Raw genomic sequence first — 21,178 nt, forward strand, 5'->3', positions numbered from 1 at the left:
CAAACGAATTCTCCTAAATTCCTAAAAATAAATACCAACCGGTAGGAATTTTTATTGACCGAGCCAGTCCAATAAATACCGAATGGTAGGAAATAACTTGAGTGAGAATTTTATGATCCAGGCATTATCAAAGGAAGGAATTTCATCCGAACTGAAACTTCCAAACGGCCAAATACTCAAAAACAGAATTGTTAAAGCATCTATGGAAGAAGGCCTTTCAGATAAGGAATTTCTTCCTAGCCAAAAATTATTCAAACTTTATGAAAGATGGTCCCAATCAGGTGCAGGACTTCTTCTTACCGGAAACGTAATGGTGGACGTAAACGGGCTCACCGGTCCTGGCAACGTGATCTTAAGAAAAGATATGAATCTTTCTTCCGTCCAAAAATGGGCGGAGATAGGACAATCGGGTGGTTCCAAAATTTGGATGCAGATCAATCATCCAGGAAGACAAACATTCGGTTTTATTACGGAAACACCTGTTGCTCCTTCGCCGGTAAAAGTGCATATACCTGGAAGAATGTTCGCAAAAGTTTTTGGAGAACCAAGAGAATTAAAGGGAGAAGAGATCAGAGTCCTTATCCAAAAGTTCATAGATGCAGCAGTCTTAGCTGAAAAAGCAGGATTTAACGGGGTAGAAGTTCATTCTGCTCACGGATATTTATTAAACCAATTTCTTTCTCCAATAACCAATATTAGAAAAGATGAATGGGGTGGTTCTTTAGAAAATCGGGCTAGATTTCTTTTAGAGGTTTTGAAAGGTATCAAAGCTTCCGTTCGATCCGATTTCGGAATTGGAGTTAAATTGAATTCTGCGGATTTCCAAGGAGGAGGTTTTCAAGAAGAAGATTCCATCCAAGTGATCAAAATGCTCGAGCCGATCGGTTTGGATCTTCTGGAAATTTCAGGAGGGAATTATGAATCTCCCGCAATGCAAGGAACAGGCACAAACAAAAGAGAAGCTTACTTTTTAGATTTCGCAAAAAAGGCAAAAGAGATCACTAAAATCCCTCTGTTAGTAACCGGAGGATTCAGAACTAGATCCGTAATGGAAGAAGCGATTCTTTCTAACGAAGCGGACCTAGTTGGGATCGCTGCACCTTTTGCATTTCATCCTACATTCGTAAATGGATTACTTTCCGGAAAGGTAGAAAAGGTCTCCGTAGAAATACCTAAACTTTCTAACCCTGCGATAAATTCACTTTCTAAGATGTCCGCGATCCGTCTTCAGTTCAGAAGAATGGGAGAAGGAAAAGAACCCAGGCTACCAGGCTCTTTGATTTGGAATATGATCAGAGACCAGATCCGAGGAAGACGTAATGCTAAAAATTACAAAAAATTTTTGGAACGAATTTCTTCAAAGCGGATCACATCCTGAAACGACTTAATCCATTGAATAGCAAACCTTAAACCGTCCGTCGGAGTAATTTCCGACGGACCTTTTTTTATTTATTTTCTGGAGAGAGAATTCTCTTGTACTTTTGCTCCTAACATCAAAGGAGATTCTTTCAGTAAGAAAGAAAGAGCTAAGTTCAGGACTCCAAGACCTATGAATATTTTTAAGAATAGATCTATTCCTAAAAAGTTCAGTCCCAAGATAAAGAATATCCCGGAGATCTGACCAATCCAAAGTAAAAGTCCTTGGGAAGAAGATTCAGGCGCAGGACTTGTGATCTCTGCACAATATTGGAATCCGATCGGAGCCCCGATTCCAAGTAAGAAAAATCCGATTAAGAATGCTCCGGTGAGCACCAATGTATAATCGTTCGCTAAGGAGAATAATAACATTCCTGGTAAAAATCCGGCCATAGCGATCACTAAGAAAGGTTGTCTTTTGCCAATTTTATCAGAGATCAATGGAACAAAGATACCTGCGATAATTCCGGACATTAACATCATACCTGCAATTTCTCCGGACTGGGTCATGTTCAGATGTTTTGTTTCGCAGATCTGATCGATACAAGTACTAACAGCATTAAATACTCCTAAACCGATCAGGAATAAGAGTAGGGATTTTCTCATGTCCTTTTGGCTTAAGATATGTTTTAAACCTTCGAATACTTTAAATTTAGAATCTTGCAGATTTGTATTATCCGGAGCGGTTGGAGGCTTCTCTTTGAAGAATGCCAAGAATACTACAGTTCCTACCATAGCTACTAATCCATAATTCAAAAGAATTCCAGGGATCTCTTGAGGATTCGGATTCAGTTCTCCTAACATTCGAGGAGTGATCGCCATTACTAAAATAATACCTATAAATTGTGCCAATGTTCCGATCGCAACTGCGGTGGCTCTTTCGGTGATTGGGAACCATTGTACACTTACTTTTGTAACTGCGTTTAATATGAAAGGTTGTGCGATTGCTAAGCCGATCTGGGAAGCGATCACTACGCTAAAATTATCCGCGTAAACTCCTTTGCTTAAGGAGAAAATCCCTGTAAGAGCTGCGCCCACTCCGACTCCTATCTTAATTCCGTAAGTATCGATGATATAAGAAGCAGGGATTGCCATTAATACGAATACTCCCATGAAGATAAGGGAGAGAAGATCTATTTGAAGGCTTGATACATCGTAAAATACTTTAGCCTCTCTGGCTATAGGCGCAAAAGTCAGCCATTGGATTTGGATAATCGCCGTAATTAGTGCGTATAGACCAAGAATCACCCATCTGTAGCCGTATACCTTTACTTGGTTTTCACGCATAGAAAGCCCCGTTTTTTATTTTAATAATGAAAGACAATAATTCGCATCACTTAGGTCCGAGGAAGTCATCACAATATGCTCGGAAGTAACAATGACAGTATAAGAGGTATATGTTCTAGTTCCAAGCAAATTATAATTTTGGAATGGGAAGTACCTGTGATTTTAGATTCTAATTATAACAATCTCAATATTATGCGAATAAGTGATTTTGTAGAATGTAAGACGCATATAAGTACGAGGTAATTCGGTCCTATAATCCCGTTCTTTTTCGTTTGAACGCAAGTTTACATCTCATGCTAGTACTTTAAGAAATAAGAAAGTTGTAAGTTTCGATTTTTTATGAAAGACCGACTTCTTAAATTCGGACGTTCGACTTAAACAATGCGGACGACCATTTTCTTTTTTGCCTTATGATATAAGTCAGTGGAGAAAATTTTATGTTAAAAAAATGGGCAATAGTCTTTGCATTGGTTTCTACCATTGCAAAATGCGAAACAGGAAATTTAGAAGATAGGACAACGTTACCAAAATACCCAAGTTCTTCTTTAGAAAAAGTGATCCAGTTGGATCGCCCTCCAGGCAATATAAGTGTATCCACATCCGGAAGGATCTTCTTCTCCTTCTTCCCCCAAGGTTCTCCTCCGATCAAAGTTGCAGAGTTAAAAAACGGCCAGGTCCTTCCTTTTCCAAACCAAAACTTTCAGAAAAATTTTAATACTGTTCTTTCCGTAAGAGTGGATGATAAGAATCGGCTATGGACCTTGGATTATGGTAATCTGGCGATCACAAGACCAAAGGTGTATGCTTTCGATATTGAAACAGGAGCCACCATCCACGAGTATGAATTCCCGGTCTCTATAGCTCCTAAAGATTCTTTATTCAACGATATGCAGATCGATACAGTAACAGAAACGATCTTTATCACGGATACAAGTCCGTTGATACCGGATCCAGGACTAGTCGTTTATGATATCACAAATAAAAAAGCAAGAAGACTATTAAAAGATCATGCCTCCGTGGTAGGAGAAAGAAATGAGATCGTAGTAAACGGTTCTCCTTTCCAAGTCGCCGGAGTTTCTATCATATTTAATGCGGATTCGATTGCTTTAGACCAAAATAGGGAATGGTTATATTTTGCTCCTTTTACTTCAGGCGAACTATATCGTGCTAAAACCAGTGTTTTAAGGGACTCTACGTTGACCGCAGCTCAACTCGCTGCACAGGTAGAACAATATTCCTTAAAATCGATGAGTGATGGGATCAGCATCGATAAGAGCGGAAATATTTATGTGACCGACGCGGAACATTCCGCAGTGAACTTGATCGATCCGGATAAAAAGATCACAACATTATTTAAAGATCCAAGTTTCCGTTGGCCTGACGGATTTAGTTATGCTCCTGATGGATATATGTATCTAACTTGTAGTGCGTTAAACGAAGTTTTTCTGCAATTGGATAGCGTAATCTTAAACAAAGGACCTTACTATATCTATAGATTCAAACCGGAAGCGGAAGGGATCCTAGGCAGATAATTTTTAGCCTGCGCATCGCTGTCGCGGGCTGGCTCCCGCGATTCTATTGACACGAAAAGACAATCGCATATAACCGCCTTCTCATTTAGGAAAAAATGATTGCCCTTTTTGGGGGTCTTTCCAATCTCCTGATGAGTGAGTGCTCACTCATCGAGTAAAATTCCCAACTGGGTTTCAGAGGATCTGCTGCATGAAATCAAAAGTCTATGTTTTGGCTTACGATATAGGAACTACCGGGACCAAAACTTGCCTATTTGAAATAGGTGATAGGCTTACTCTAGTTAATTCCGCGACCCAAGAATACGGACTCACACTTTTAGAAGGCGGAGGAGTGGAACAGGATCCCCAAGATTGGTGGAATTCTATGAAAGATACCACTGCTCAGGTCTTAAAAGAAACCAAATTAGATCCTGCAGAAATTCGCGGGATCTCCTTCTGTTCTCAAATGCAAGGTCTTGTATTAGTTGATAAGGATCTGAAACCGGTACGTCCAGCGATGAGTTATATGGACCAAAGAGCACGGGAACAAATGAAAAAAGGAATAGAGCATGGGATCAAGATAGAAGGTCTGAATGCTTATAAACTTCTTCGTTCCTTACAGATCACAGGCGCAGTTGCAGGAAGTGTAAAAGATCCATTATGGAAATATAAATGGGTCGAAGCAAAAGAAGCGGAAAAATTCGCAAGAGTCCATAAGTGGTTGGATGTGAAAGATTATCTGACTACTAGATGTACAGGCAGAGCTACCATGACCTTGGATTCTGCATTTGCTACTTTCTTATATGATTCTCGTCCAGGCAAAAGTCGCTGGCATAAAGGGCTTTGCAAAATGTTCGGGGTTCGTCCGGAACATCTTCCTGATCTAATACAGTCCACAGATCTGATCGGCGGTCTGACTGAAATATCCGCAAAGGAATTGGGATTAAAGGAAGGAACTGCAGTTTTCGGCGGAGGAGGGGACGCTACTCTGATAGGTATCGGAGCAGGCGCTGTAGAAGAGGGTGACACTCATATTTACGCGGGAACTTCCGGTTGGGTTTCTACAGTGACTAAAAAAAGAACTGTGGATATCAACGCGAGGATTGCATCTATCGTAGGTGCAAGAGCGGGTTTTTATAATTATTTCGGAGAACAGGAAACTTCCGGCAAATGTCTACAATGGGTCAAGGACCATCTTGCACTAGACGAGATAGATGTTTATTTAGAAAAAAAGAATGTAACGGAAGGAGAAGATGCGGTTCACGAAAGTCTTTTCGCATACTTATTCGAATCCATCAAGGACACTCCTGCAGGAAGTGATGGAGTTATCTTCACTCCTTGGTTACATGGAAACCGTTGTCCTTTTGAAGATCCTGCTGCAAGAGGAATGTTCTTCAATATCGGTCTGGACACAGGGAAAAGAAAACTTATCCGGTCTGTGATAGAAGGTATTTCTTTTCATAAACGTTGGATCTTAGAATTATCTCATGCTAAAGTTCCTGCTTCTTCTACAATTCGATTTGTGGGTGGAGTGGCTCGTTCTCCAATCATTTGCCAGATCTTAGCGGATATTACTGGTAGAACGATCGAAACGATAGATCATCCTCAAAATGCGGGGGCAACGGGTGCGGCCGCGATCGCTGCATTAGGATTAGGTAAAATTCATTCTTTCGAAGAGATCAAAAATTTAATACCGAGCAAGGAAAGATGGAACCCGAATCCTGCAAATAAATCGGTATACGACCGGAATTTTTCCGTATTCAAAAAATTGTACGAGGCTAATAAGGCGCATTACGCAATCTTAAATACATATAAATAGAAAGGACCGAGTATCCCATAAGGGACTCCTTATGGGAAATGCGTAGGCTCGGTTCTGGCAGGGTGTCAACAGATGAAGAGAATAGAACAGTCCAATCGAGTTCGGGCTAAAATTTTAGAAGTTTCCCGAAAACTTTTCGTAAGCGAAGGGTATGAGAAGGCAACCATACGTAGGATCATCGAGGAAGCAGAGATCACTACGGGTAGTCTTTATCATTTTTTCAAGAACAAGGAAGAGATACTTCTCGCAATAGCGGGAGAAGTATTCAACGAAGCGGGCGAGACCGCCGAACGTCTGGTAGGCGAAATGGATCCTCCTTTGGTTTTTGCCATGGAAGTAGGATTACAATTCTATCTTTGCCAGAAAAAACTTACCATAGCGGAAACATATTTGGCGGCATATAAGACCCAAGGTGTGACCGATATGATAGGAAATCGCGGCTCTCATAGAAGCAAGATCCTATTCGAAAAATATAATCCTGAGTTCGACGAACAAGAATATCTGATCCGTACTTTGGCCTTCCGAGGAGTATTCCAAAGCCTTTTGGAAGAAATGGTGCATTCCGGAAAAATAGATAGAGTCAGAATGATGACCACTGTCATCCAATTGGGGCTAACTACATTCGGAGTTCCTAAAGAAGAAATGGAAGTCGCATTACAAAAAACTTTCCGACTTCTGAAAGAAAGAGCCTCCGAGATAGAAGCATTGTCAGAAGGACTATTGGAAATTTTCGTAAACGGAAGATAAAGTTTCGGTGAGAAAAAAACGGCGAAAAGGAAGTTACTCCGCTCGCCGTTTGCCTCTAAGAGAGATATTCGGTTTTGATTATACTCTAGACAGTCTTTCTTCCATTCCTTCCGCAACTTTACGAACGTCTTTCTTATTGATGACCACTTCGTAAGCAGCGTACATGATCGGAACTTCGTTCGGATCTATTTTCATTAGGTTTGGCATTACTTTCAATCCATAGAATCCATTGGACATCTTTTCAGAAGGGTGACCGTTCGCTATATCATAACCTGTTTTTCTGTCTTTTGCATCCGTTCCGAAACAAGACAACATAAAGTCGGTGAGTCCGGATAGGCCTTGGAATGTTTCGGGTTTTCCTCCCATACGCACTCCCACATTTACCATCTCGTTGAAGAAACGATTGGAAAGATGGAATAGGGAATTGTCCACATTCCCACCGAGGGTCTGTTGGAAATAACCTTCTACAATTCCCATTACGAGGGCATAAATCGTTTTGAGAGCTCCACCTAACTGAACTCCTTTTACGTCTGTAGGAATGATCGCGGATCTTGGGAAAATATAACCTGTGGTTAATAATTTTTGAATACGAGGGATCAGGCTTTCGTTCACAGCCGCGATCTCGAATCCGGAAATTTTTCTTTCCATGATCTGGTCAGGATAACAAGCACCGGAGATCACTCCGATCCTATCGTCTTCAATTCCTAATCCATGTTGTAGATCGTCCAGGATCAAACCGGCACTAGTAAATCCTTTGATGATATTGAAGAACGGAGCCTTGTTCTTAGAAAGATACGGTTGTAGATCGGGATAGACCGTATGTAACTCCCAAGGATTGGTTCCCTGGATAAATAATGTCGCGGACTTTAATTCCTCAGGATCGGAAGTAAATGTAAGGTTCGGAGGAAGTTTATACAGAGAGTAAGTTCTAAGATCTCTTCTTTCCGTATTCGACTGAGAAGTGTATTCTTTATCCGGATGATATACAAAAACGTTGATATCTTTATTCGCAAGTACGGTCGCTATCGCAATTCCCATACTACTATTTCCGATCACTACAACCTTCTCTTTAGGTTCTTTAGGCACCTTGATCAGTTTGTTTTGATCTCTAGCGTCTGCACTGTACAAGTTTCTGTAAATACCATGTTGGTGTTTGTTCAGGTTTTGTCCTACAAGCAGAGCCAAATTATCGATCAGGAATTGTTTTTTGTCCCCATGTTCCGGGAATGGAAGATGTTCGATATCTTTAGGGAAATGAGCCATTTCCTTTTTAGATAATTCTCCGACTAATACGGGTTTACCGATCGTTAGTTTACCCGCTACTTGATTGAAGAGTAAGCTTGTGGTAGGAAGGATCTTGTCGGTCTTCTCCAAAGAAATTGGAAGAATGACCTTATTTGCAACATAATGATAGACTGTATCCACAAAAGGCATTAGTCTTCCGTCTCTGGATCTGGTTCCTTCCGGGAAGATTGCGGCGATCTTTCCTTCTTGTTGTAGTTTTTGAGAATGTCGGAACGCTCTCATATTAATTTTGGTCATCACGTCCGAAAGACTTGGGTTATCCGCCATGTCTCTCTTAGAGCAGACCAAAAGAGTTCCGAACATATACAGCCCGAGTCTGGTAAAGTCCGGCTCGTACGCCAAACGTCCTGCGATGAATACTAATTGTTCCGCTACTTCTCTACCTTCAGGAGAAGCATGGTATAGAAGTTGGAAGATTGCAGGGGCGTCCAAATGGCTCAGGTGATTGGAGATCAAGGTGACCGGGTATTTTCCGATCAGTGGTTTTACTGCGGCTAAGTTTTCGATACCTTCTACGGTAAAAAATTTCATGATAGGAGAAAGGAATTCGATCATGAATTCGCGGGCTTTCTTTTCAGGAGGGGTGTACACACCTATTCTTTCCAAAGAAGATGGATCTTTAAAAACATCCATGACCGGAGGCATTGGGGTTACTGAACAAAGATAAAGAAATTTCTGAAGTATCTTTTTAGCTTCTTCTTCGCTCATCCCTGATCTTTTGAATAGGTGAATGTTCTCGAAGAATTCCTTCTGCCATCTTCCGACGGATTGTTCTTTTTCTGCCATGCTACGTCTCTGTTTAAGGTCTTGCGGTTAATCTGGTTTCGGTGCTTAGAGCTCGAACTTTAAGGTTGGATACGCGATTTCCGGAGAATACTTTCTATCCTTGGAAGGCTTATTGTCATTCTATTTTTTGGGAAAAACGATTTGAATTCTACCCTAGCCAAAAGGAACTGTTCTTTGGGGCTTTTCGTACAGAACAGATGACACATAATCCTCCAGAGTTTAGCGAGAAAAAATGGATCCCGGACGGATTTCATTTTTTTGGACCGAACGAGAGTTCGGAAAGAAGGGAACTTCTAAATTCCCTCAGTTCCAAGCTCAAAGAATTCAAATACTCTGAGGTATTTTTACCTTCTTTTGATTATTCTTCTTCTTTTTTGCTTACCATGTCAGCAGAAGACTCCTCCGCTTTATATAGATTCAGGGATTCTGATGGAAATGAGATCTCTCCTAGCGCGGATTTGACTGTTCAGGCTGTAAAAGGTATGGCCGGTTTTGCGCACCGCAAAGAAAACCAACGTATCTTTTATCAGGGAAAAATTTTCAGAGACTACGGTAGAAAGAGCGGATCTAGAAAAGAGATCTTGCAAGTAGGTGCAGAGCATATAGGCGGCTCGGGTGCTCCAGCTATTTTAGGAATTTTGAAAGAGATTTCCGGATTATTCTCCGGAATTAAACTGCGTTCGCCATTGACCGTAGTGCTCGGCAACGTTGGAGTCTTTCATTCTGTTCTGGAGTCCTTGGAACTTTCCAGATCCGAAAAAAGGCAATTATCGTTTTTATTATATAGAAAGAATCTTCCGGAGATCCGACGTTTTCTGGAAAACAGAAACGCCTCCAGGATTTTCCCGGTATTAGAATCTTTATGTTTGGGATTTGTTTCTCATAAGGAAGATCTAGGTAAGAAGTTTGCCTCTTTAGGACTTTCTGATTCTTTCCAAAAGATCATTTCCGAAACGGGCGAAATTATAGGTTCACTCGGCAAAACTCCCGGTTTGGAATTTTGTTCGGATTATACTCTTATTCCGGATTTGGAATATTATACCGGGTTCGTTTTCCAAGGTTACGTATCCGGAAGTTCAGAACCAGTTCTAACCGGAGGAGCTTATGATCATCTGTATGAACTATTCTCCGGAACCCAAAAAGACGCCTGTGGATTTGCAATCAATGTAGATGCATTAGAAGCGGTATTGGGGAATGCAAATGACAAGCCAGAGAATATCAAAGCAGCAGTTGATTCATTACTCAATGTAATTAAAGAAAATATTAAATTTAAATCAGATACAAAAGAAACAGGAATTAAGGAATAATCCATGCCCGCAACATTAGTGGTCGGAACCCAATGGGGTGACGAAGGGAAAGCAAAAGTAATCGATTACCTTTCCAAAGATACGGATATCATAGTACGTTACCAAGGCGGAGCCAATGCTGGACATACAGTGGTGGTTCACGGTAAAAAATACGTTTTTCATTTGGTGCCGTCCGGTATCATCTACGACCAAACAGTTTGTGTGATTGGTAACGGAGTCGTTTTAGATCCAACATTCTTCATTGAAGAATGTGATAAACTACAGGCAGAAGGATTTCCAGTGTATGAAAAACTTCTGATCAGTGATGCCTGCCATCTTCTTTTCCCATTCCACGGATTGATCGATTCTGCTAGAGAAAGTTCCTGCACTCCGGATCGTAAGATCGGAACCACTAAAAAAGGGATCGGTATCTGTTACGCAGATAAAATGATGAGAATCGGACTTAGAGTCGGAGATCTTAGAGAAAGCGATTTCGAAACCAGACTACAACATCTAGTAGATGAGAAGAATAGAGAACTTGTAAAACTTTATGATGGAGAAGAACTCTCCGCCAAAGAGATTTTAGAGAATGTAAAAAAATTCTATTCTAAGATCCAAAAGAATATCATCAACACTCCTTATTACTTGGAGTCCCAATTAAAAGCAGGCAAAAAAATACTGTTAGAAGGTGCGCAAGGAACAGGGCTGGACGTTGATTTTGGTACTTATCCTTATGTAACTAGCTCCAATCCAACTACCGGCGGAGCATTCATTGGTTCTGGAATTGCATTCCATCATTTAAAAAGTGTGATCGGAATCACAAAAGCTTATACCACAAGAGTGGGAGAAGGTCCTTTCCCTACAGAACTTCACGGGGAAGAGGGAGAAAGACTCAGAACTTTAGGCGCGGAATATGGCGCAACCACAGGTAGACCAAGACGCTGCGGTTGGTTTGATACGGAAGTCCTAAGACATGCAGTTCGTATCAACGGACTTACATCCATTGCACTTACTAAGATAGATGTTCTTTCTGCTTATGATAAAATTCCTGTGGCAGTAGCTTACGAAAGGAACGGCAAAAAGCTGGATTGTTTCCCTTCTCAGGGACTAGACCAAGTAAAGGTGATCTACGAAGAATTCCCTGGTTGGAAAACGGACATCACCGGGATCGGAGAGTTCGACAAACTTCCTTCCGCTTGTAAGGATTATATCCGAGCTTTGGAAAAGCTGATAGGAGTTCGTATAGATTTGATCTCCACAGGACCGGACAGAAAGGATACAATCGCTTCCGGATTCTAGAACAAACGAAAGTTTTTCCTGAATTTTTTGCGTTTGGAAACTTCTCCAAACTAGTAAAAAACTATATGAAATTCGTTTGACCAGAGAGGGCCGAAAAATATCGTGTTCTTACGTTCGAGTCGTTAGCTCAGCTGGTAGAGCATCTCACTTTTAATGAGAGGGTCTTGGGTTCGAATCCCAAACGACTCAAGCTGAACTAATTAAAACGCCGCCATCGTCTAGTGGTTAGGACACCAGGTTTTCATCCTGGTAACCGGAGTTCAATTCTCCGTGGCGGTACCACTCACTTCTTTTTTTTCCCATAAATCTTACAAACCTCTTTCAGATCGCAAGACTCACATAGCTCTGCTATATAGGCGCTTTTACATTTACGCAAAATTCCAAGCCTACAAAGAGCAAAATCCATTCTCAACGGATCTTCCGGATAAAACTTTTGGAAATAATCTGTGACTTCTCTGGATTTTTTAAAATCGGAAGTCCTTCTTTCCGTAATTCCTAAAATATTAGAAAGACGATTGATATGAGTATCTAAAGGAAATAATAACTCTGAGGTTTTGATCTGTTTGTATAAACCAAGATCCGGTTCTTCTTTACGAACCATCCATCTTAAGAACATACAATAACGTTTATGTGCGGATTTAGGATTTCCAAGTCCGATCAAAAAACCTAACCCGTAGGACTTCCAACCAGGATCTAATTGGTTTAAAATTTCAGAGAGCCTGGATTGAAAACCTGAGATCCTTTTTTCTAAACCTGTATCTTTAGGATTGGTTGGACTAAACCAAGATTCTAAAAACTTCTCTCCCGATTTTTCAATTTCCAAATAAGCCAACCGGATCGCTTGTAAGAATAATAGAATGTCCTTTTCTTTTTGGAAACGATAAGGTCCTAATTTATTTTTCCAGATCTTGGTTCCATGATTGAGTAAATATTGTTTTGGATTTTTACCCATAGGCTCCAAAAGCCTTGCGAGAAATCCTCGGATTGCAGTTACATTTCCATACGCAAATAACGCGGATAGAAGTCCTACAAATTCTCTGTCTTCGGGAGAATCATATAGATAACATAAAAATAATGGATCAGAATCTAAGAATTCCGGTTTGGTATAGTTCTTATATAAAAGATCAAAACTTTTCTTAAGGTTTTTCTCTTTGGGTGGGGTAGAAGAAGGCATATTTCGCTCTTAGCGATATCTACTTAGGAAGCCGCTTTTGCTTTTAATGCGATATAGGAACGAGAAGCTAATTTTCTCTGCAAGATACCTTCCATAAATGCAGAAGCTTCCAATAATTTAGAAAGATCTATACCTGTTTGGATCCCGGACTTATGGAAGAAATAGACTAAGTCCTCTGTGGCCAGGTTTCCGGAAGCACCTTTTGCATAAGGACAACCTCCTAGTCCTCCCGAAGAAGAGTCGAAGGATCGAATTCCTAATTCATATGATTTTTGTACATTGGAGATCGCCATTCCGTATGTATCGTGAAAATGTCCTGCCAATTTATCTGTAGGTATTTCTTTTAAAAGAGTGTTAAGCAATTTATCTACTTCTGCAGGAACCGCAGTGCCAATTGTTTCTCCCAGGGAAATTTCGTAAGCGCCTTGGTCTAAAAGTATTTTAGAAACTTCTAAAACTTTTTTCGGATCAATTTTTCCTTCATAAGGGCAATCGATCACCGTAGAAACATAACCTCTAACTAGTACTCCATCTTTCTTTGCTTCCGCAAAAATTTCTTTAAATCCGTCTATGGACTCTTGGATGGTTCGATTGATGTTTTTTTTGGTGAATGATTCGGAGGCAGCGGTAAATACTGCTACTTCTTTAAATCCGGAAGAGATTGCAGCCTGGTATCCTTTTAAATTAGGAGTGAGTGCGCTAAAATGAACATCTCCTTTCAGATCCAAGGAGGCGGAGAGTTCTTTTGCATCTCCGAGTTGAGGAATGTTTTCTTTTCTTACGAAGGAAGTTGCTTCTATATGTTTTAGGCCTGCTGCGACGAGCTTTTGGATATAAGCTAATTTATCCTGTGTTGGGACTTCCGATTTTTCATTTTGGAGTCCATCTCTTGGTCCTACTTCCGTAATTTTCAAACTCATGTCTTTAAGGGATTAGTTGTCAGAATTCTAAGCAAGCACTAAACCGGTATCCGTGTCCGAGAAAAAAGAAACTATCATCGTTATGGAAGAAGTTTCCCTATCTTCTTCCGAAAGAACGTACTTATCCAGGGTGAATCTAAAAGTAGAAGCAGGAGAATTTCTCGGAATTTTGGGCCGTTCCGGTTCCGGAAAGTCCACACTCTTGCGACTATTATTAGACCTTCCTATTCCTTCTTCTTGGAAAAAAACAGGAAACATTCGACTTTTCGGAAAATCCAAAAAAGAAATCCCAGCCAGATGGATCCAACCTGTTTTCCAGGATCCTGTTTTAGGTTTTAATCCGATTTGGACCTTGGAAAAAAGTTTAAGAGAGCCTCTTCAATTATTCAAAGAAGAAAACTTATATGAGTCTTTATTAGAAAAATGGATCCCTATCTTGGGTTTAGAAGGTAAGGATAGAAATCGTCTTCCTTCTTTTTTTTCAGGAGGAGAACTTCAGAGATTTTCTCTTCTTCGCGCACTTCTATGCCGTCCTAAAATTTTATGTTTAGATGAAGCTACTTCCGCTTTAGATCCAATATTGAATCATCAGGTTTTGCAGGCTCTCTCGGACCTGAATAAGAAAGAAGGAGTTACAATTCTTTGGGTAACTCATAATATTAAATCTGCAAATAAGTTCTGTTCTCGTATTATTGAAATGGAATCTTTAAATTCTAATTCTGTTAGCGCATTGAGTTGATCCTGCTTGAACGGAACTTCTTCAAATAAAAAACCCCAAGGTATTCACCCCGGGGTTTCAACAAAACTAGATCGAAAGAGTTTTTTAGAACTCTATATGATACAAGTTTTTGCGGTCTTTTTTGTCCTTATACAAAGCTAATAGAATGTCTATCCTGTAAATGGAAGAACGAAGACTTGCTTCTAACAATCTGAGAGCTTTGATCTGGTTTTCGAGAGACATCTCGTTGAGTCTGGTCACTTCCGTTTTTTCGAAAACTTCGTGAGTAACCTCGCTCGATTTTAAATCTGTCGGTTTGAAGACTATTTTTTTATTCTCGAACATCACCTCATAGTAGATCCTTTTACTTTCGGATGCTAAAGTGATATCGGATACCTTTCCGCTATTGAACTGGAAGGTAATGTACTTGAACAAATTGCTCTCGTAACCGTCCTGAACTTGGAAAGGAATGTCTTCCGTGACAATGGTTTGGCGTTTCTCATACTTCGGCATCAGGACCACGAGGATATCGTGTTTGCGCTCCAAGTCTTTTAATCTTTCGTTGATCGTTGCTTCCAGACCTACGATGATTTTTTTAAGGGACTTGGTGTACTCGCTGGTTTCGTCCTGAAATACGTCCGCCTCGTTGACCTTTTGTTTTTGTTGGGCCAATAGTGGAACGAAGAAGAAGAGGGTCGCCAAAGCGAAAAGCCTGGTTTGGTTTTTCATTGGATCCTCCGTCCGTAAGATTGGACGAATTCTTTTGGTTTGCCAAGTCTTTTTCGGTTTTGGGTTATTGCCCTTCCTTCTCGGCTTCCTCGTCCGCGGCCTTGATCTCCGCGAATCTTTTTGCCAGGTCCCTTCTTCTTTCTATTATTTTTAGTGAGAATTCAGTAAAGAAAGGGTCATTGGGGTATTTTAACAACTCGTCATATTCCTTTGCAGCCGTGACATAATCGCCGATCTTACTAGCGGTTTCCGCGAAATAAAAATGAAATTTTTTATTATAAGGTCTCTTCTTCCCTTGGTCGTCGTAAAGGTCGGTGTTCCGGAATATCTTATAGGCGTAGTAATCCCTTCCGCCCATGATCTCTAAACGTGCGAGTCCTAGCTTGGCGTCGGGGCTATTCTGATCTATGGTTAATGCTTTTTTAATATAAATTTGGGCCCTATTTTTAAGATCCGTTCGGATATAATGTTCTGCTAGAAGTACAAGTGCCTCAGTTTGGAACTGATTCAACTCGACCGCTTTTTTATAATATATGACTGCTTGTATTTGTTCGTTCAGAAGTTCGTAAAGAACTCCTAAATGCATATAGGTTCTATAATATTTAGGGACTTCTGCGATTGCATATTCGTATTGAAAGATCGCTTTCTGGTATTTTTTTTCTATATGATAAGCTCTTCCTAAATTATATCTAAATGCGAAGAAGGAAGGATCGAATCTCATCCCTGCTTCTAACATCGAGATTGCCTTCTCCCTTTTTTTAGGATCTGCCGACTGTAATAATCCTACTGCTTCGTTATTGAAGATCCCGCTATTGGTGATTTGTTTTCCTTCGTATTCGAAACTTGCTTTGGACGGGGGAGGAGCGCCTTTCCAATGTCTGCCCGCTGCTACTATAAAGTCCTGCTCCGATCTTGCAAGGCTTCCGTCTTGGTAAAACTCAGGATCTAAAAAATCATTTTCTCCCCAGAGTATTCCTGCGTATTCAGAGTCCCCAATCTTGAATTGTGCAAATGTTATATTGGGAAAGATCAATAATAAGAATATGCAGAGTGACTTTGCAAAATTTATGCCTTGTAAATACTCTTTTAAAAGGGAAATTGTCCTCATTGGTCCCATTACAAACATCGATTCCAGTATTGGAATGTTCTAACCTATCGTACAGTATCGGACGAAAATCGGTTTTAAAGAACGTTTCCTTTTCCGTTTTTCCGAACGAGGTTTTATTTGTGAGAGGAATGAACGGCTCCGGAAAGACTACATTACTCAAGTCTATTCTGCAACACGATAAATTCAAGGACCAGATCAAATTCCCTTCTTCCAAATCCGCTAAACTTTCTTACCTGGGCCATGATTTGGGTTTATACACCACTCTTAGTTTAGAAGAAAATCTGGAATATTTCAGAGGTATCGCGGGTGATTGTCGCCCTGAAGATCAGATCGTCTCTTGGTTAAAAGATTTTCGTCTTTGGCAAAGAAGAAAGGACCCTGTTTCTTCTTTTTCTCGTGGAATGAAACAGAAAGCAGCGCTAGTGCGTGCTCTTTTGCCTAACGTAGATCTTTATCTTTTAGACGAACCTCTGACTGCTTTAGACAGCGAGGGAGAATCCAAAGCAAGATTAGTCTTGGAGAATGTATTAGATTCTTCTTCCATCATCATGGTAACCCACGATCCTAATTTTAGCTTAAATACAAAGTCCAGACTTTTGGAATTGGGAGAAAATTCCAAATGAAAGCGATCTTAGCTCTGGTCCGAAAAGAGTTCCGGCTATTAGGAAAAGCGAGTAATGGAATTTTGTCCTTACTCGTTTTAGTTTCCGCGATGGTGTTTTTATTCCATTATGCTTTAGAAAGAAACGGCAAAATAGATCTGGTCGCTCTCATCGGTTTAAAATGGGCCATTCTGTTTGTCGCTTCATTCGTATTAGTCGGCCAATTCACCTGGGAAGAAAGAGAAGCGGGTGGTGGAACTGCGAGTCGGCTTTTTATTTCTCCTTGGGTTTTATATTTTTCTAAATCGATTTTAGTATTTATAGCTTTGTCTGCGGCGGCAATTTATTTGATGGGACTTTTTGCTCTCATGTTTTCTGCATTTCCTGCAGACATAAACGAATTTGGGAGACAAATCGTATTTTTCTTTCCCGGTCTATTATGCCTTTCTTTTTTGGGAGTTTGTCTTTCCCATATTAGTTTATCTTCTCGCCTCAAAGAGATACTACTTCCGCTATTACTAGTGCCTCTTTCTATTCCGGTATTTTTGTATGGAATGGAAGCTGAGAGAAAATTTATCTCCCAACCTTTTTCCGCCTTGGTGGGTTCATTTGTTCTAATTTTGGCATTTGCTTTTTTTTACGGTTCCATGGGGGCACTTCTGGTAGAAATGACTTCCGACGAATAGGATTCTTGTTGATACAATTTGCGGATACCTGCACACTTCCAAGCGTATGAATATTCGCCTCCTGCATCCCGCCTGGGACTGGATACTCTCTCTTTTGTTTTTATCGATTTTTCCGTTTGCAGTGCTTCTGGGTTTATACTACCCGAATGTGATCTTAGAGCAGGGGATCTCTCACAGAATTTTTTATTTCCATGTGCCTGTTGCCTGGGTGGCTTTGTATGGTCCCGGAATTTCTTCCGTTTGTGCGGTTGCTTACTTGGTAACTAAGAATAAGACCTGGGACACACTTTCACTTTCTGCAAATAAGATCTCGCTTTTGTTTGCGATCGGTGTTCTGTTTTCAGGACCGATCTGGGCTTACCTTGCTTGGGGAACTCCTTGGGACAGTACGGATGCTCGCTTAAATTCTTTTTTTGTTTTAGTTCTAAGTCTTGTGGCTTATTTCTTATTGCGGTTTTTGGTTCTGGACCAAACTAAAAAGTATATCTTCTCCGCTTTTTTAAGTTTGTTCTGCAGTGTGAATGCTATCTTAACCTGGGGAGCAATTCGCTGGATGGACAATCCTGGAAATCACCCTTCTTCCGTATTGGGAAAAAAGGGAATGGATCCCGATATGAGGATCTCTTTTTGGCTGGGGATTTTGGCATACCATATACTTTTTTTGATCTTATACAGAATAGTTTATCGTTTGGATAAGATCAAAGCGGTGAGAGAAGAATTGTTGGATTGAAAAATTCACTCAATTTTATAAAATACGAATTTTGTAATGATAGGGACGGATCGTGGATAGAGAGAAGCAAGAGAGCCAATTGAATTATTCCGACTATTCTATCCTTGCGGTCGATGATTCGGATATCAATCTCAAACTTTTAGTTCATACTTTAAAACCTCTGGGCTTCCAAGTTTTAACTGCGATGAATACGGAAGAGGCGCGCACACTTCTCGCGACCAATCAGGTGGATGTACTTCTTTTAGATGTGAGTATGCCCGGTCAGGACGGATTTTCTTTCTGTAAAGAACTAAGAGAGATAGATAGATTCAACCTTCTTCCTATTTTATTCATCACAGCTTATAATAGAGAGTTGGGATTCGACGAAGCGATCACTCATGGTGGAGACGACTTTCTTCATAAACCTTTCCAACCTAAAGAATTAGTCGCAAAGATCAGAGCTTTTATCCGGATCAAAAATCTTCAGGACGAACTTTTACACCAAAAGAAAAAGTACGAAAAAGAATTGGTGATGGCAAGAAGGGTACAACAGGAACTTGTACCTGAAAAACAATTGGAGTGGAACGGCTACAGAGTGAATTCGGTCTTCCATCCTTTGATGCAGATTGGCGGAGATTTTATAGACGCATGGATAGAAGAAGATAAACTTCATGTGTTTATCGCGGATTGTTCCGGTCATGGACCTTCTGCGGCGCTTCTTTCCGCGATGGTAAAGATGCAGGTTTCCAATTTAGGAAGAAGTAATACTCTTATCGAAAAAGTAAAAACTCTCCGCCAACAATTGGAGAAGATCTTACCGGAAGATTTTTCTATCACATTCTTCTACGGTATTCTGGATAAAAAAGGCAAATTTGAATATGCGAATGGAGGTCATCCTCCTCCGCTATTGTACAATAAAGGTAACGTCGAAGAGTTGCCTGGTATGGGACCTCTAATCATTCCGATAGAACTTGGGACAGAAGACGAATTTAGATCTGTAGTCTTGGAAAAAGGTGTTTCTCTATTACTTTACACGGATGGTGCCACTGAAATAACGGATGAGAACTATAATATTTTGGGCGAAGAAAGTCTGAAGAAGATCCTAAAAGAAGCCGTTGAATCCAAGGAAGATATACTGAATTTCTCGTTGGAAAGAATATTGGCACATTCAGGGAACATGACCCACGACGATGATATCGCTCTCATGGTTATCCAAGGATGAGTGAACTCCCAAAACCTTCATATATTGGCAAAGTCAGAGACGTATACGATTTAGGAAATTCCCTGATATTATCTTCCACAGATCGAGTTTCCGCATTCGATGTTGTGTTCCGCCAGATCGTTCCTGGTAAAGGAAAAGTTTTAAATAAGATCTCCGCAGAATGGTTCTCCTACTTTAAGGACATTCCGAATCATATCATAGAGACTGATGTTTCTAAGTTCCCTTCTCCATTTAAAGATCATCCTGATTTAAAGGATCGTTCTGTTCTTGTTAAAAAATGCAAACGGATCGACTTCGAATGTGTGGTCCGCGGTTATCTTTCCGGATCCGGTTGGAAGGAATACAAACAAGATGGCACTCTTGCTTTTAAAAAACTTCCTCCAGGTTTGAAAGAATCCGAAAAACTGCCTGAGCCTGCTTTTACTCCTGCGATCAAAAACGATACAGGCCATGACGAGAACATCTCCGAAGATAGAATGAAAAACGAGATCGGATCCGAACTCTTCTCTATTTTAAAGGAAAAATCGATTTCCCTCTATACCAGGGCCGCTGAACTGGTAGCAGGGGCCGGGATTTTGCTCTGCGATACCAAATTCGAATTCGGGATTTCGGAAGATAAGGTCATCTTGATCGACGAAATTTTGACTCCGGATTCTTCCAGGTATTGGGCTCAGGAGTCCTATGTTATCGGGACCACTCCGCCCAGCATGGACAAACAGATCTTAAGGAATTATCTGGAAAAATCCGGTTGGAATAAAGTTCCTCCGGCACCGGATCTACCGGGAAGCCTGATTGTGGAATTGCAAGCGGCATATAAGGAAATACAGGACCGACTATTAAAATGTTTATCGCAAGAATCAATGTAACTCTAAAAGAATCAGTTCTCGATCCTCAAGGGAACACAGTAAAATCCACTCTACATGAATTGGGCGAAAAGGCTGTCCAAGATGTTCGGGTTGGAAAATACATCGAGGTCAAATTGGATTCTCCAGATCTCGAAACTGCAAAGAAGACAGTTGCAAATCTTTGCGAAAAACTTTTAGTAAATCATGTGATTGAAACTTATCGTTCGGAGATCGTAACGGAATGAAAGCAGCGGTAGTCACTTTTCCAGGTTCTAATTGTGATAATGATATCGTAAGAGTCCTTTCAGAATTCTATTCTGCGAAAGTAGACAAGGTCTGGCATAAAGACCAATTCTCCGAAAAATACGATCTGGTTATTCTTCCGGGAGGATTTTCCTACGGAGATTATCTTAGATCAGGAGCAATGGCTCCTTTTTCCCCGGTAATGAAATCGGTAAAAGAACATACTGATCGTGGTGGAAAACTATTCGGAATTTGTAATGGATTCCAGATTTTAGCGGAAGCCGGTTATCTTCCAGGCGCATTAATACGTAATAGAAACCTAAAGTATGTTTGTAGGACCATCGGTCTTAAAAAAGCTTCTAACTCGAATAAGATCAGCGGCAGTTTAGCTGATGATAAGATCTTAAGAGTTCCGGTTGCTCATGGAGACGGATGTTATTTCGCTTCTGCCGAGATCCGCAAACAATTAAAGGAAGAGGGTCGCATTCTATTCCTTTACGCAGGAGATAATCCTAACGGAAGTTTGGATGATATCGCCGGGATCTGTTCTCCGGATTTCAGAGTGGCAGGTATGATGCCTCACCCGGAAAGAGCCATGAATCCGATCACTGGAGAGATGGACGGCAAAACCGTTTTAGATCTTCTAATCGCTTCTTAATTTATTTTTAGAAATTTTTTCACACTAAGACGCAAAGTAGAGAAGGTATTATAGTTTTTATAAGCGAATTTTTCTTATGATACTTTAAAAACCTTTTAAACTTAGCGC

The 21,178-nt window shown here is 40.5% G+C and carries 20 protein-coding genes and 2 tRNA genes; 16 read left to right on the plus strand and 6 right to left on the minus strand.

What is annotated here, in order from left to right; translation table 11 throughout:
• Positions 1 to 97: 97 nt before the first annotated feature.
• Positions 98 to 1,378: an NADH:flavin oxidoreductase/NADH oxidase family protein gene (locus EHO58_RS05175; RefSeq protein ID WP_135679013.1), complete on the plus strand. Its 1,281-nt coding sequence runs from the start codon at positions 98 to 100 to the stop codon at positions 1,376 to 1,378.
• Positions 1,379 to 1,449: 71 nt separating this feature from the next.
• Here EHO58_RS05175 and EHO58_RS05180 read toward each other — a convergent pair whose 3' ends face one another.
• Positions 1,450 to 2,703: an MFS transporter gene (locus EHO58_RS05180; protein WP_135679015.1), complete on the minus strand. Its 1,254-nt coding sequence runs from the start codon at positions 2,701 to 2,703 to the stop codon at positions 1,450 to 1,452.
• 437 nt (positions 2,704 to 3,140) lie between these two features.
• On the opposite strand from EHO58_RS05180, the gene EHO58_RS05185 reads away from it, so the two are divergent.
• The 3 genes from EHO58_RS05185 to EHO58_RS05195 all read left to right on the plus strand — a co-directional run bounded on the left by EHO58_RS05185 (position 3,141) and on the right by EHO58_RS05195 (position 6,780).
• A complete protein-coding gene (locus tag EHO58_RS05185) occupies positions 3,141 to 4,235 on the plus strand; it encodes an L-dopachrome tautomerase-related protein (RefSeq protein WP_135679017.1) in 1,095 nt (364 codons plus the stop codon).
• Between the two features lie 190 nt (positions 4,236 to 4,425).
• Positions 4,426 to 6,033: a xylulokinase gene (locus EHO58_RS05190; protein ID WP_135625711.1), complete on the plus strand. Its 1,608-nt coding sequence runs from the start codon at positions 4,426 to 4,428 to the stop codon at positions 6,031 to 6,033.
• Positions 6,034 to 6,105: 72 nt separating this feature from the next.
• A complete protein-coding gene (locus EHO58_RS05195) occupies positions 6,106 to 6,780 on the plus strand; it encodes a TetR/AcrR family transcriptional regulator (RefSeq protein ID WP_135679019.1) in 675 nt (224 codons plus the stop codon).
• A 78-nt stretch (positions 6,781 to 6,858) separates the two neighbouring features.
• Here EHO58_RS05195 and EHO58_RS05200 read toward each other — a convergent pair whose 3' ends face one another.
• Positions 6,859 to 8,871, minus strand: coding sequence for a 1-acyl-sn-glycerol-3-phosphate acyltransferase (locus EHO58_RS05200; RefSeq protein ID WP_135625709.1), 2,013 nt, complete (start codon positions 8,869 to 8,871; stop codon positions 6,859 to 6,861).
• Between the two features lie 197 nt (positions 8,872 to 9,068).
• Here EHO58_RS05200 and EHO58_RS05205 point away from each other — a divergent pair, with 197 nt between their 5' ends.
• The 4 genes from EHO58_RS05205 to EHO58_RS05220 all read left to right on the plus strand — a co-directional run bounded on the left by EHO58_RS05205 (position 9,069) and on the right by EHO58_RS05220 (position 11,738).
• Positions 9,069 to 10,178 carry an ATP phosphoribosyltransferase regulatory subunit gene (locus tag EHO58_RS05205; protein WP_244241064.1) on the plus strand — a complete coding sequence of 370 codons (1,110 nt, stop codon included), beginning with the start codon at positions 9,069 to 9,071 and terminating at the stop codon, positions 10,176 to 10,178.
• A gap of 3 nt (positions 10,179 to 10,181) precedes the next feature.
• Positions 10,182 to 11,456, plus strand: coding sequence for an adenylosuccinate synthase (locus EHO58_RS05210; RefSeq protein WP_135679021.1), 1,275 nt, complete (start codon positions 10,182 to 10,184; stop codon positions 11,454 to 11,456).
• Positions 11,457 to 11,572: 116 nt separating this feature from the next.
• Positions 11,573 to 11,645: transfer RNA gene (locus tag EHO58_RS05215), tRNA-Lys, on the plus strand.
• A gap of 18 nt (positions 11,646 to 11,663) precedes the next feature.
• A tRNA-Glu gene (locus EHO58_RS05220) sits at positions 11,664 to 11,738 on the plus strand.
• 1 nt (position 11,739) lies between these two features.
• Here EHO58_RS05220 and EHO58_RS05225 read toward each other — a convergent pair.
• Positions 11,740 to 12,630, minus strand: a complete 891-nt coding sequence (locus tag EHO58_RS05225) for a TIGR02757 family protein (RefSeq protein ID WP_135625707.1) — start codon at positions 12,628 to 12,630, stop codon at positions 11,740 to 11,742.
• A gap of 23 nt (positions 12,631 to 12,653) precedes the next feature.
• A complete protein-coding gene (locus EHO58_RS05230) occupies positions 12,654 to 13,550 on the minus strand; it encodes a hydroxymethylglutaryl-CoA lyase (protein ID WP_208728695.1) in 897 nt (298 codons plus the stop codon).
• 52 nt (positions 13,551 to 13,602) lie between these two features.
• On the opposite strand from EHO58_RS05230, the gene EHO58_RS05235 reads away from it, so the two are divergent.
• Positions 13,603 to 14,289 (plus strand): ATP-binding cassette domain-containing protein, encoded by a 687-nt coding sequence (locus EHO58_RS05235; protein ID WP_135679026.1) that lies wholly within the window; start codon positions 13,603 to 13,605, stop codon positions 14,287 to 14,289.
• An 84-nt stretch (positions 14,290 to 14,373) separates the two neighbouring features.
• Here EHO58_RS05235 and EHO58_RS05240 read toward each other — a convergent pair whose 3' ends face one another.
• Both EHO58_RS05240 and EHO58_RS05245 read right to left on the minus strand, forming a co-directional pair.
• Positions 14,374 to 14,997 (minus strand): hypothetical protein, encoded by a 624-nt coding sequence (locus tag EHO58_RS05240; protein ID WP_135625705.1) that lies wholly within the window; start codon positions 14,995 to 14,997, stop codon positions 14,374 to 14,376.
• 64 nt (positions 14,998 to 15,061) lie between these two features.
• Positions 15,062 to 16,105: a tetratricopeptide repeat protein gene (locus tag EHO58_RS05245; RefSeq protein WP_135679028.1), complete on the minus strand. Its 1,044-nt coding sequence runs from the start codon at positions 16,103 to 16,105 to the stop codon at positions 15,062 to 15,064.
• Between EHO58_RS05245 and EHO58_RS05250 the strand changes: the two genes are divergently transcribed.
• The 7 genes from EHO58_RS05250 to purQ are packed head-to-tail and all read left to right on the plus strand — an operon-like array spanning position 16,054 to position 21,070.
• The gene (locus EHO58_RS05250) at positions 16,054 to 16,728 is read left to right on the plus strand and encodes an ABC transporter ATP-binding protein (protein ID WP_425269427.1); all 675 of its coding nucleotides are present in this window, start codon (positions 16,054 to 16,056) and stop codon (positions 16,726 to 16,728) included. The two genes, EHO58_RS05245 and EHO58_RS05250, sit on opposite strands and share 52 nt — an antisense overlap.
• Positions 16,725 to 17,393, plus strand: a complete 669-nt coding sequence (locus tag EHO58_RS05255; protein WP_135625703.1) for a heme exporter protein CcmB — start codon at positions 16,725 to 16,727, stop codon at positions 17,391 to 17,393. The genes EHO58_RS05250 and EHO58_RS05255 overlap by 4 nt, the downstream gene beginning before the upstream one ends.
• A 46-nt stretch (positions 17,394 to 17,439) precedes the next feature.
• Entirely contained in the window at positions 17,440 to 18,123 is a 684-nt protein-coding gene (ccsA, locus tag EHO58_RS05260; protein ID WP_135625702.1) for a cytochrome c biogenesis protein CcsA, read from the plus strand.
• Between the two features lie 52 nt (positions 18,124 to 18,175).
• The gene (locus tag EHO58_RS05265) at positions 18,176 to 19,324 is read left to right on the plus strand and encodes a PP2C family protein-serine/threonine phosphatase (protein WP_135625701.1); all 1,149 of its coding nucleotides are present in this window, start codon (positions 18,176 to 18,178) and stop codon (positions 19,322 to 19,324) included.
• Positions 19,321 to 20,190 (plus strand): phosphoribosylaminoimidazolesuccinocarboxamide synthase, encoded by an 870-nt coding sequence (locus EHO58_RS05270; RefSeq protein WP_135679030.1) that lies wholly within the window; start codon positions 19,321 to 19,323, stop codon positions 20,188 to 20,190. The genes EHO58_RS05265 and EHO58_RS05270 overlap by 4 nt, the downstream gene beginning before the upstream one ends.
• On the plus strand, positions 20,166 to 20,414 hold the full coding sequence (purS, locus tag EHO58_RS05275; RefSeq protein WP_135625699.1) for a phosphoribosylformylglycinamidine synthase subunit PurS: 249 nt from the start codon (positions 20,166 to 20,168) through the stop codon (positions 20,412 to 20,414). Before EHO58_RS05270 ends, purS begins: the two co-directional genes overlap by 25 nt.
• Entirely contained in the window at positions 20,411 to 21,070 is a 660-nt protein-coding gene (gene purQ / locus EHO58_RS05280) for a phosphoribosylformylglycinamidine synthase subunit PurQ (protein WP_135625698.1), read from the plus strand. Before purS ends, purQ begins: the two co-directional genes overlap by 4 nt.
• Positions 21,071 to 21,178 lie beyond the last annotated feature (108 nt).

This window comes from Leptospira selangorensis, from assembly GCF_004769405.1.
In the GTDB taxonomy this organism is placed as follows: domain Bacteria; phylum Spirochaetota; class Leptospiria; order Leptospirales; family Leptospiraceae; genus Leptospira_B; species Leptospira_B selangorensis.

Bases quoted from the DNA above. Each gene is read 5' to 3' on its own strand.
- EHO58_RS05180 (WP_135679015.1), bottom strand. From the start codon at position 2,703: ATGCGTGAAAACCAAGTAAAGGTATACGGCTACAGATGGGTGATTCTT.
- EHO58_RS05185 (WP_135679017.1), top strand. From the start codon at position 3,141: ATGTTAAAAAAATGGGCAATAGTCTTTGCATTGGTTTCTACCATTGCA.
- EHO58_RS05190 (WP_135625711.1), top strand. From the start codon at position 4,426: ATGAAATCAAAAGTCTATGTTTTGGCTTACGATATAGGAACTACCGGG.
- EHO58_RS05195 (WP_135679019.1), top strand. From the start codon at position 6,106: ATGAAGAGAATAGAACAGTCCAATCGAGTTCGGGCTAAAATTTTAGAA.
- EHO58_RS05200 (WP_135625709.1), bottom strand. From the start codon at position 8,871: ATGGCAGAAAAAGAACAATCCGTCGGAAGATGGCAGAAGGAATTCTTC.
- EHO58_RS05205 (WP_244241064.1), top strand. From the start codon at position 9,069: ATGACACATAATCCTCCAGAGTTTAGCGAGAAAAAATGGATCCCGGAC.
- EHO58_RS05210 (WP_135679021.1), top strand. From the start codon at position 10,182: ATGCCCGCAACATTAGTGGTCGGAACCCAATGGGGTGACGAAGGGAAA.
- EHO58_RS05225 (WP_135625707.1), bottom strand. From the start codon at position 12,630: ATGCCTTCTTCTACCCCACCCAAAGAGAAAAACCTTAAGAAAAGTTTT.
- EHO58_RS05230 (WP_208728695.1), bottom strand. From the start codon at position 13,550: ATGAGTTTGAAAATTACGGAAGTAGGACCAAGAGATGGACTCCAAAAT.
- EHO58_RS05240 (WP_135625705.1), bottom strand. From the start codon at position 14,997: ATGAAAAACCAAACCAGGCTTTTCGCTTTGGCGACCCTCTTCTTCTTC.
- EHO58_RS05245 (WP_135679028.1), bottom strand. From the start codon at position 16,105: ATGAGGACAATTTCCCTTTTAAAAGAGTATTTACAAGGCATAAATTTT.
- EHO58_RS05255 (WP_135625703.1), top strand. From the start codon at position 16,725: ATGAAAGCGATCTTAGCTCTGGTCCGAAAAGAGTTCCGGCTATTAGGA.
- ccsA (WP_135625702.1), top strand. From the start codon at position 17,440: ATGAATATTCGCCTCCTGCATCCCGCCTGGGACTGGATACTCTCTCTT.
- EHO58_RS05270 (WP_135679030.1), top strand. From the start codon at position 19,321: ATGAGTGAACTCCCAAAACCTTCATATATTGGCAAAGTCAGAGACGTA.
- purS (WP_135625699.1), top strand. From the start codon at position 20,166: ATGTTTATCGCAAGAATCAATGTAACTCTAAAAGAATCAGTTCTCGAT.
- purQ (WP_135625698.1), top strand. From the start codon at position 20,411: ATGAAAGCAGCGGTAGTCACTTTTCCAGGTTCTAATTGTGATAATGAT.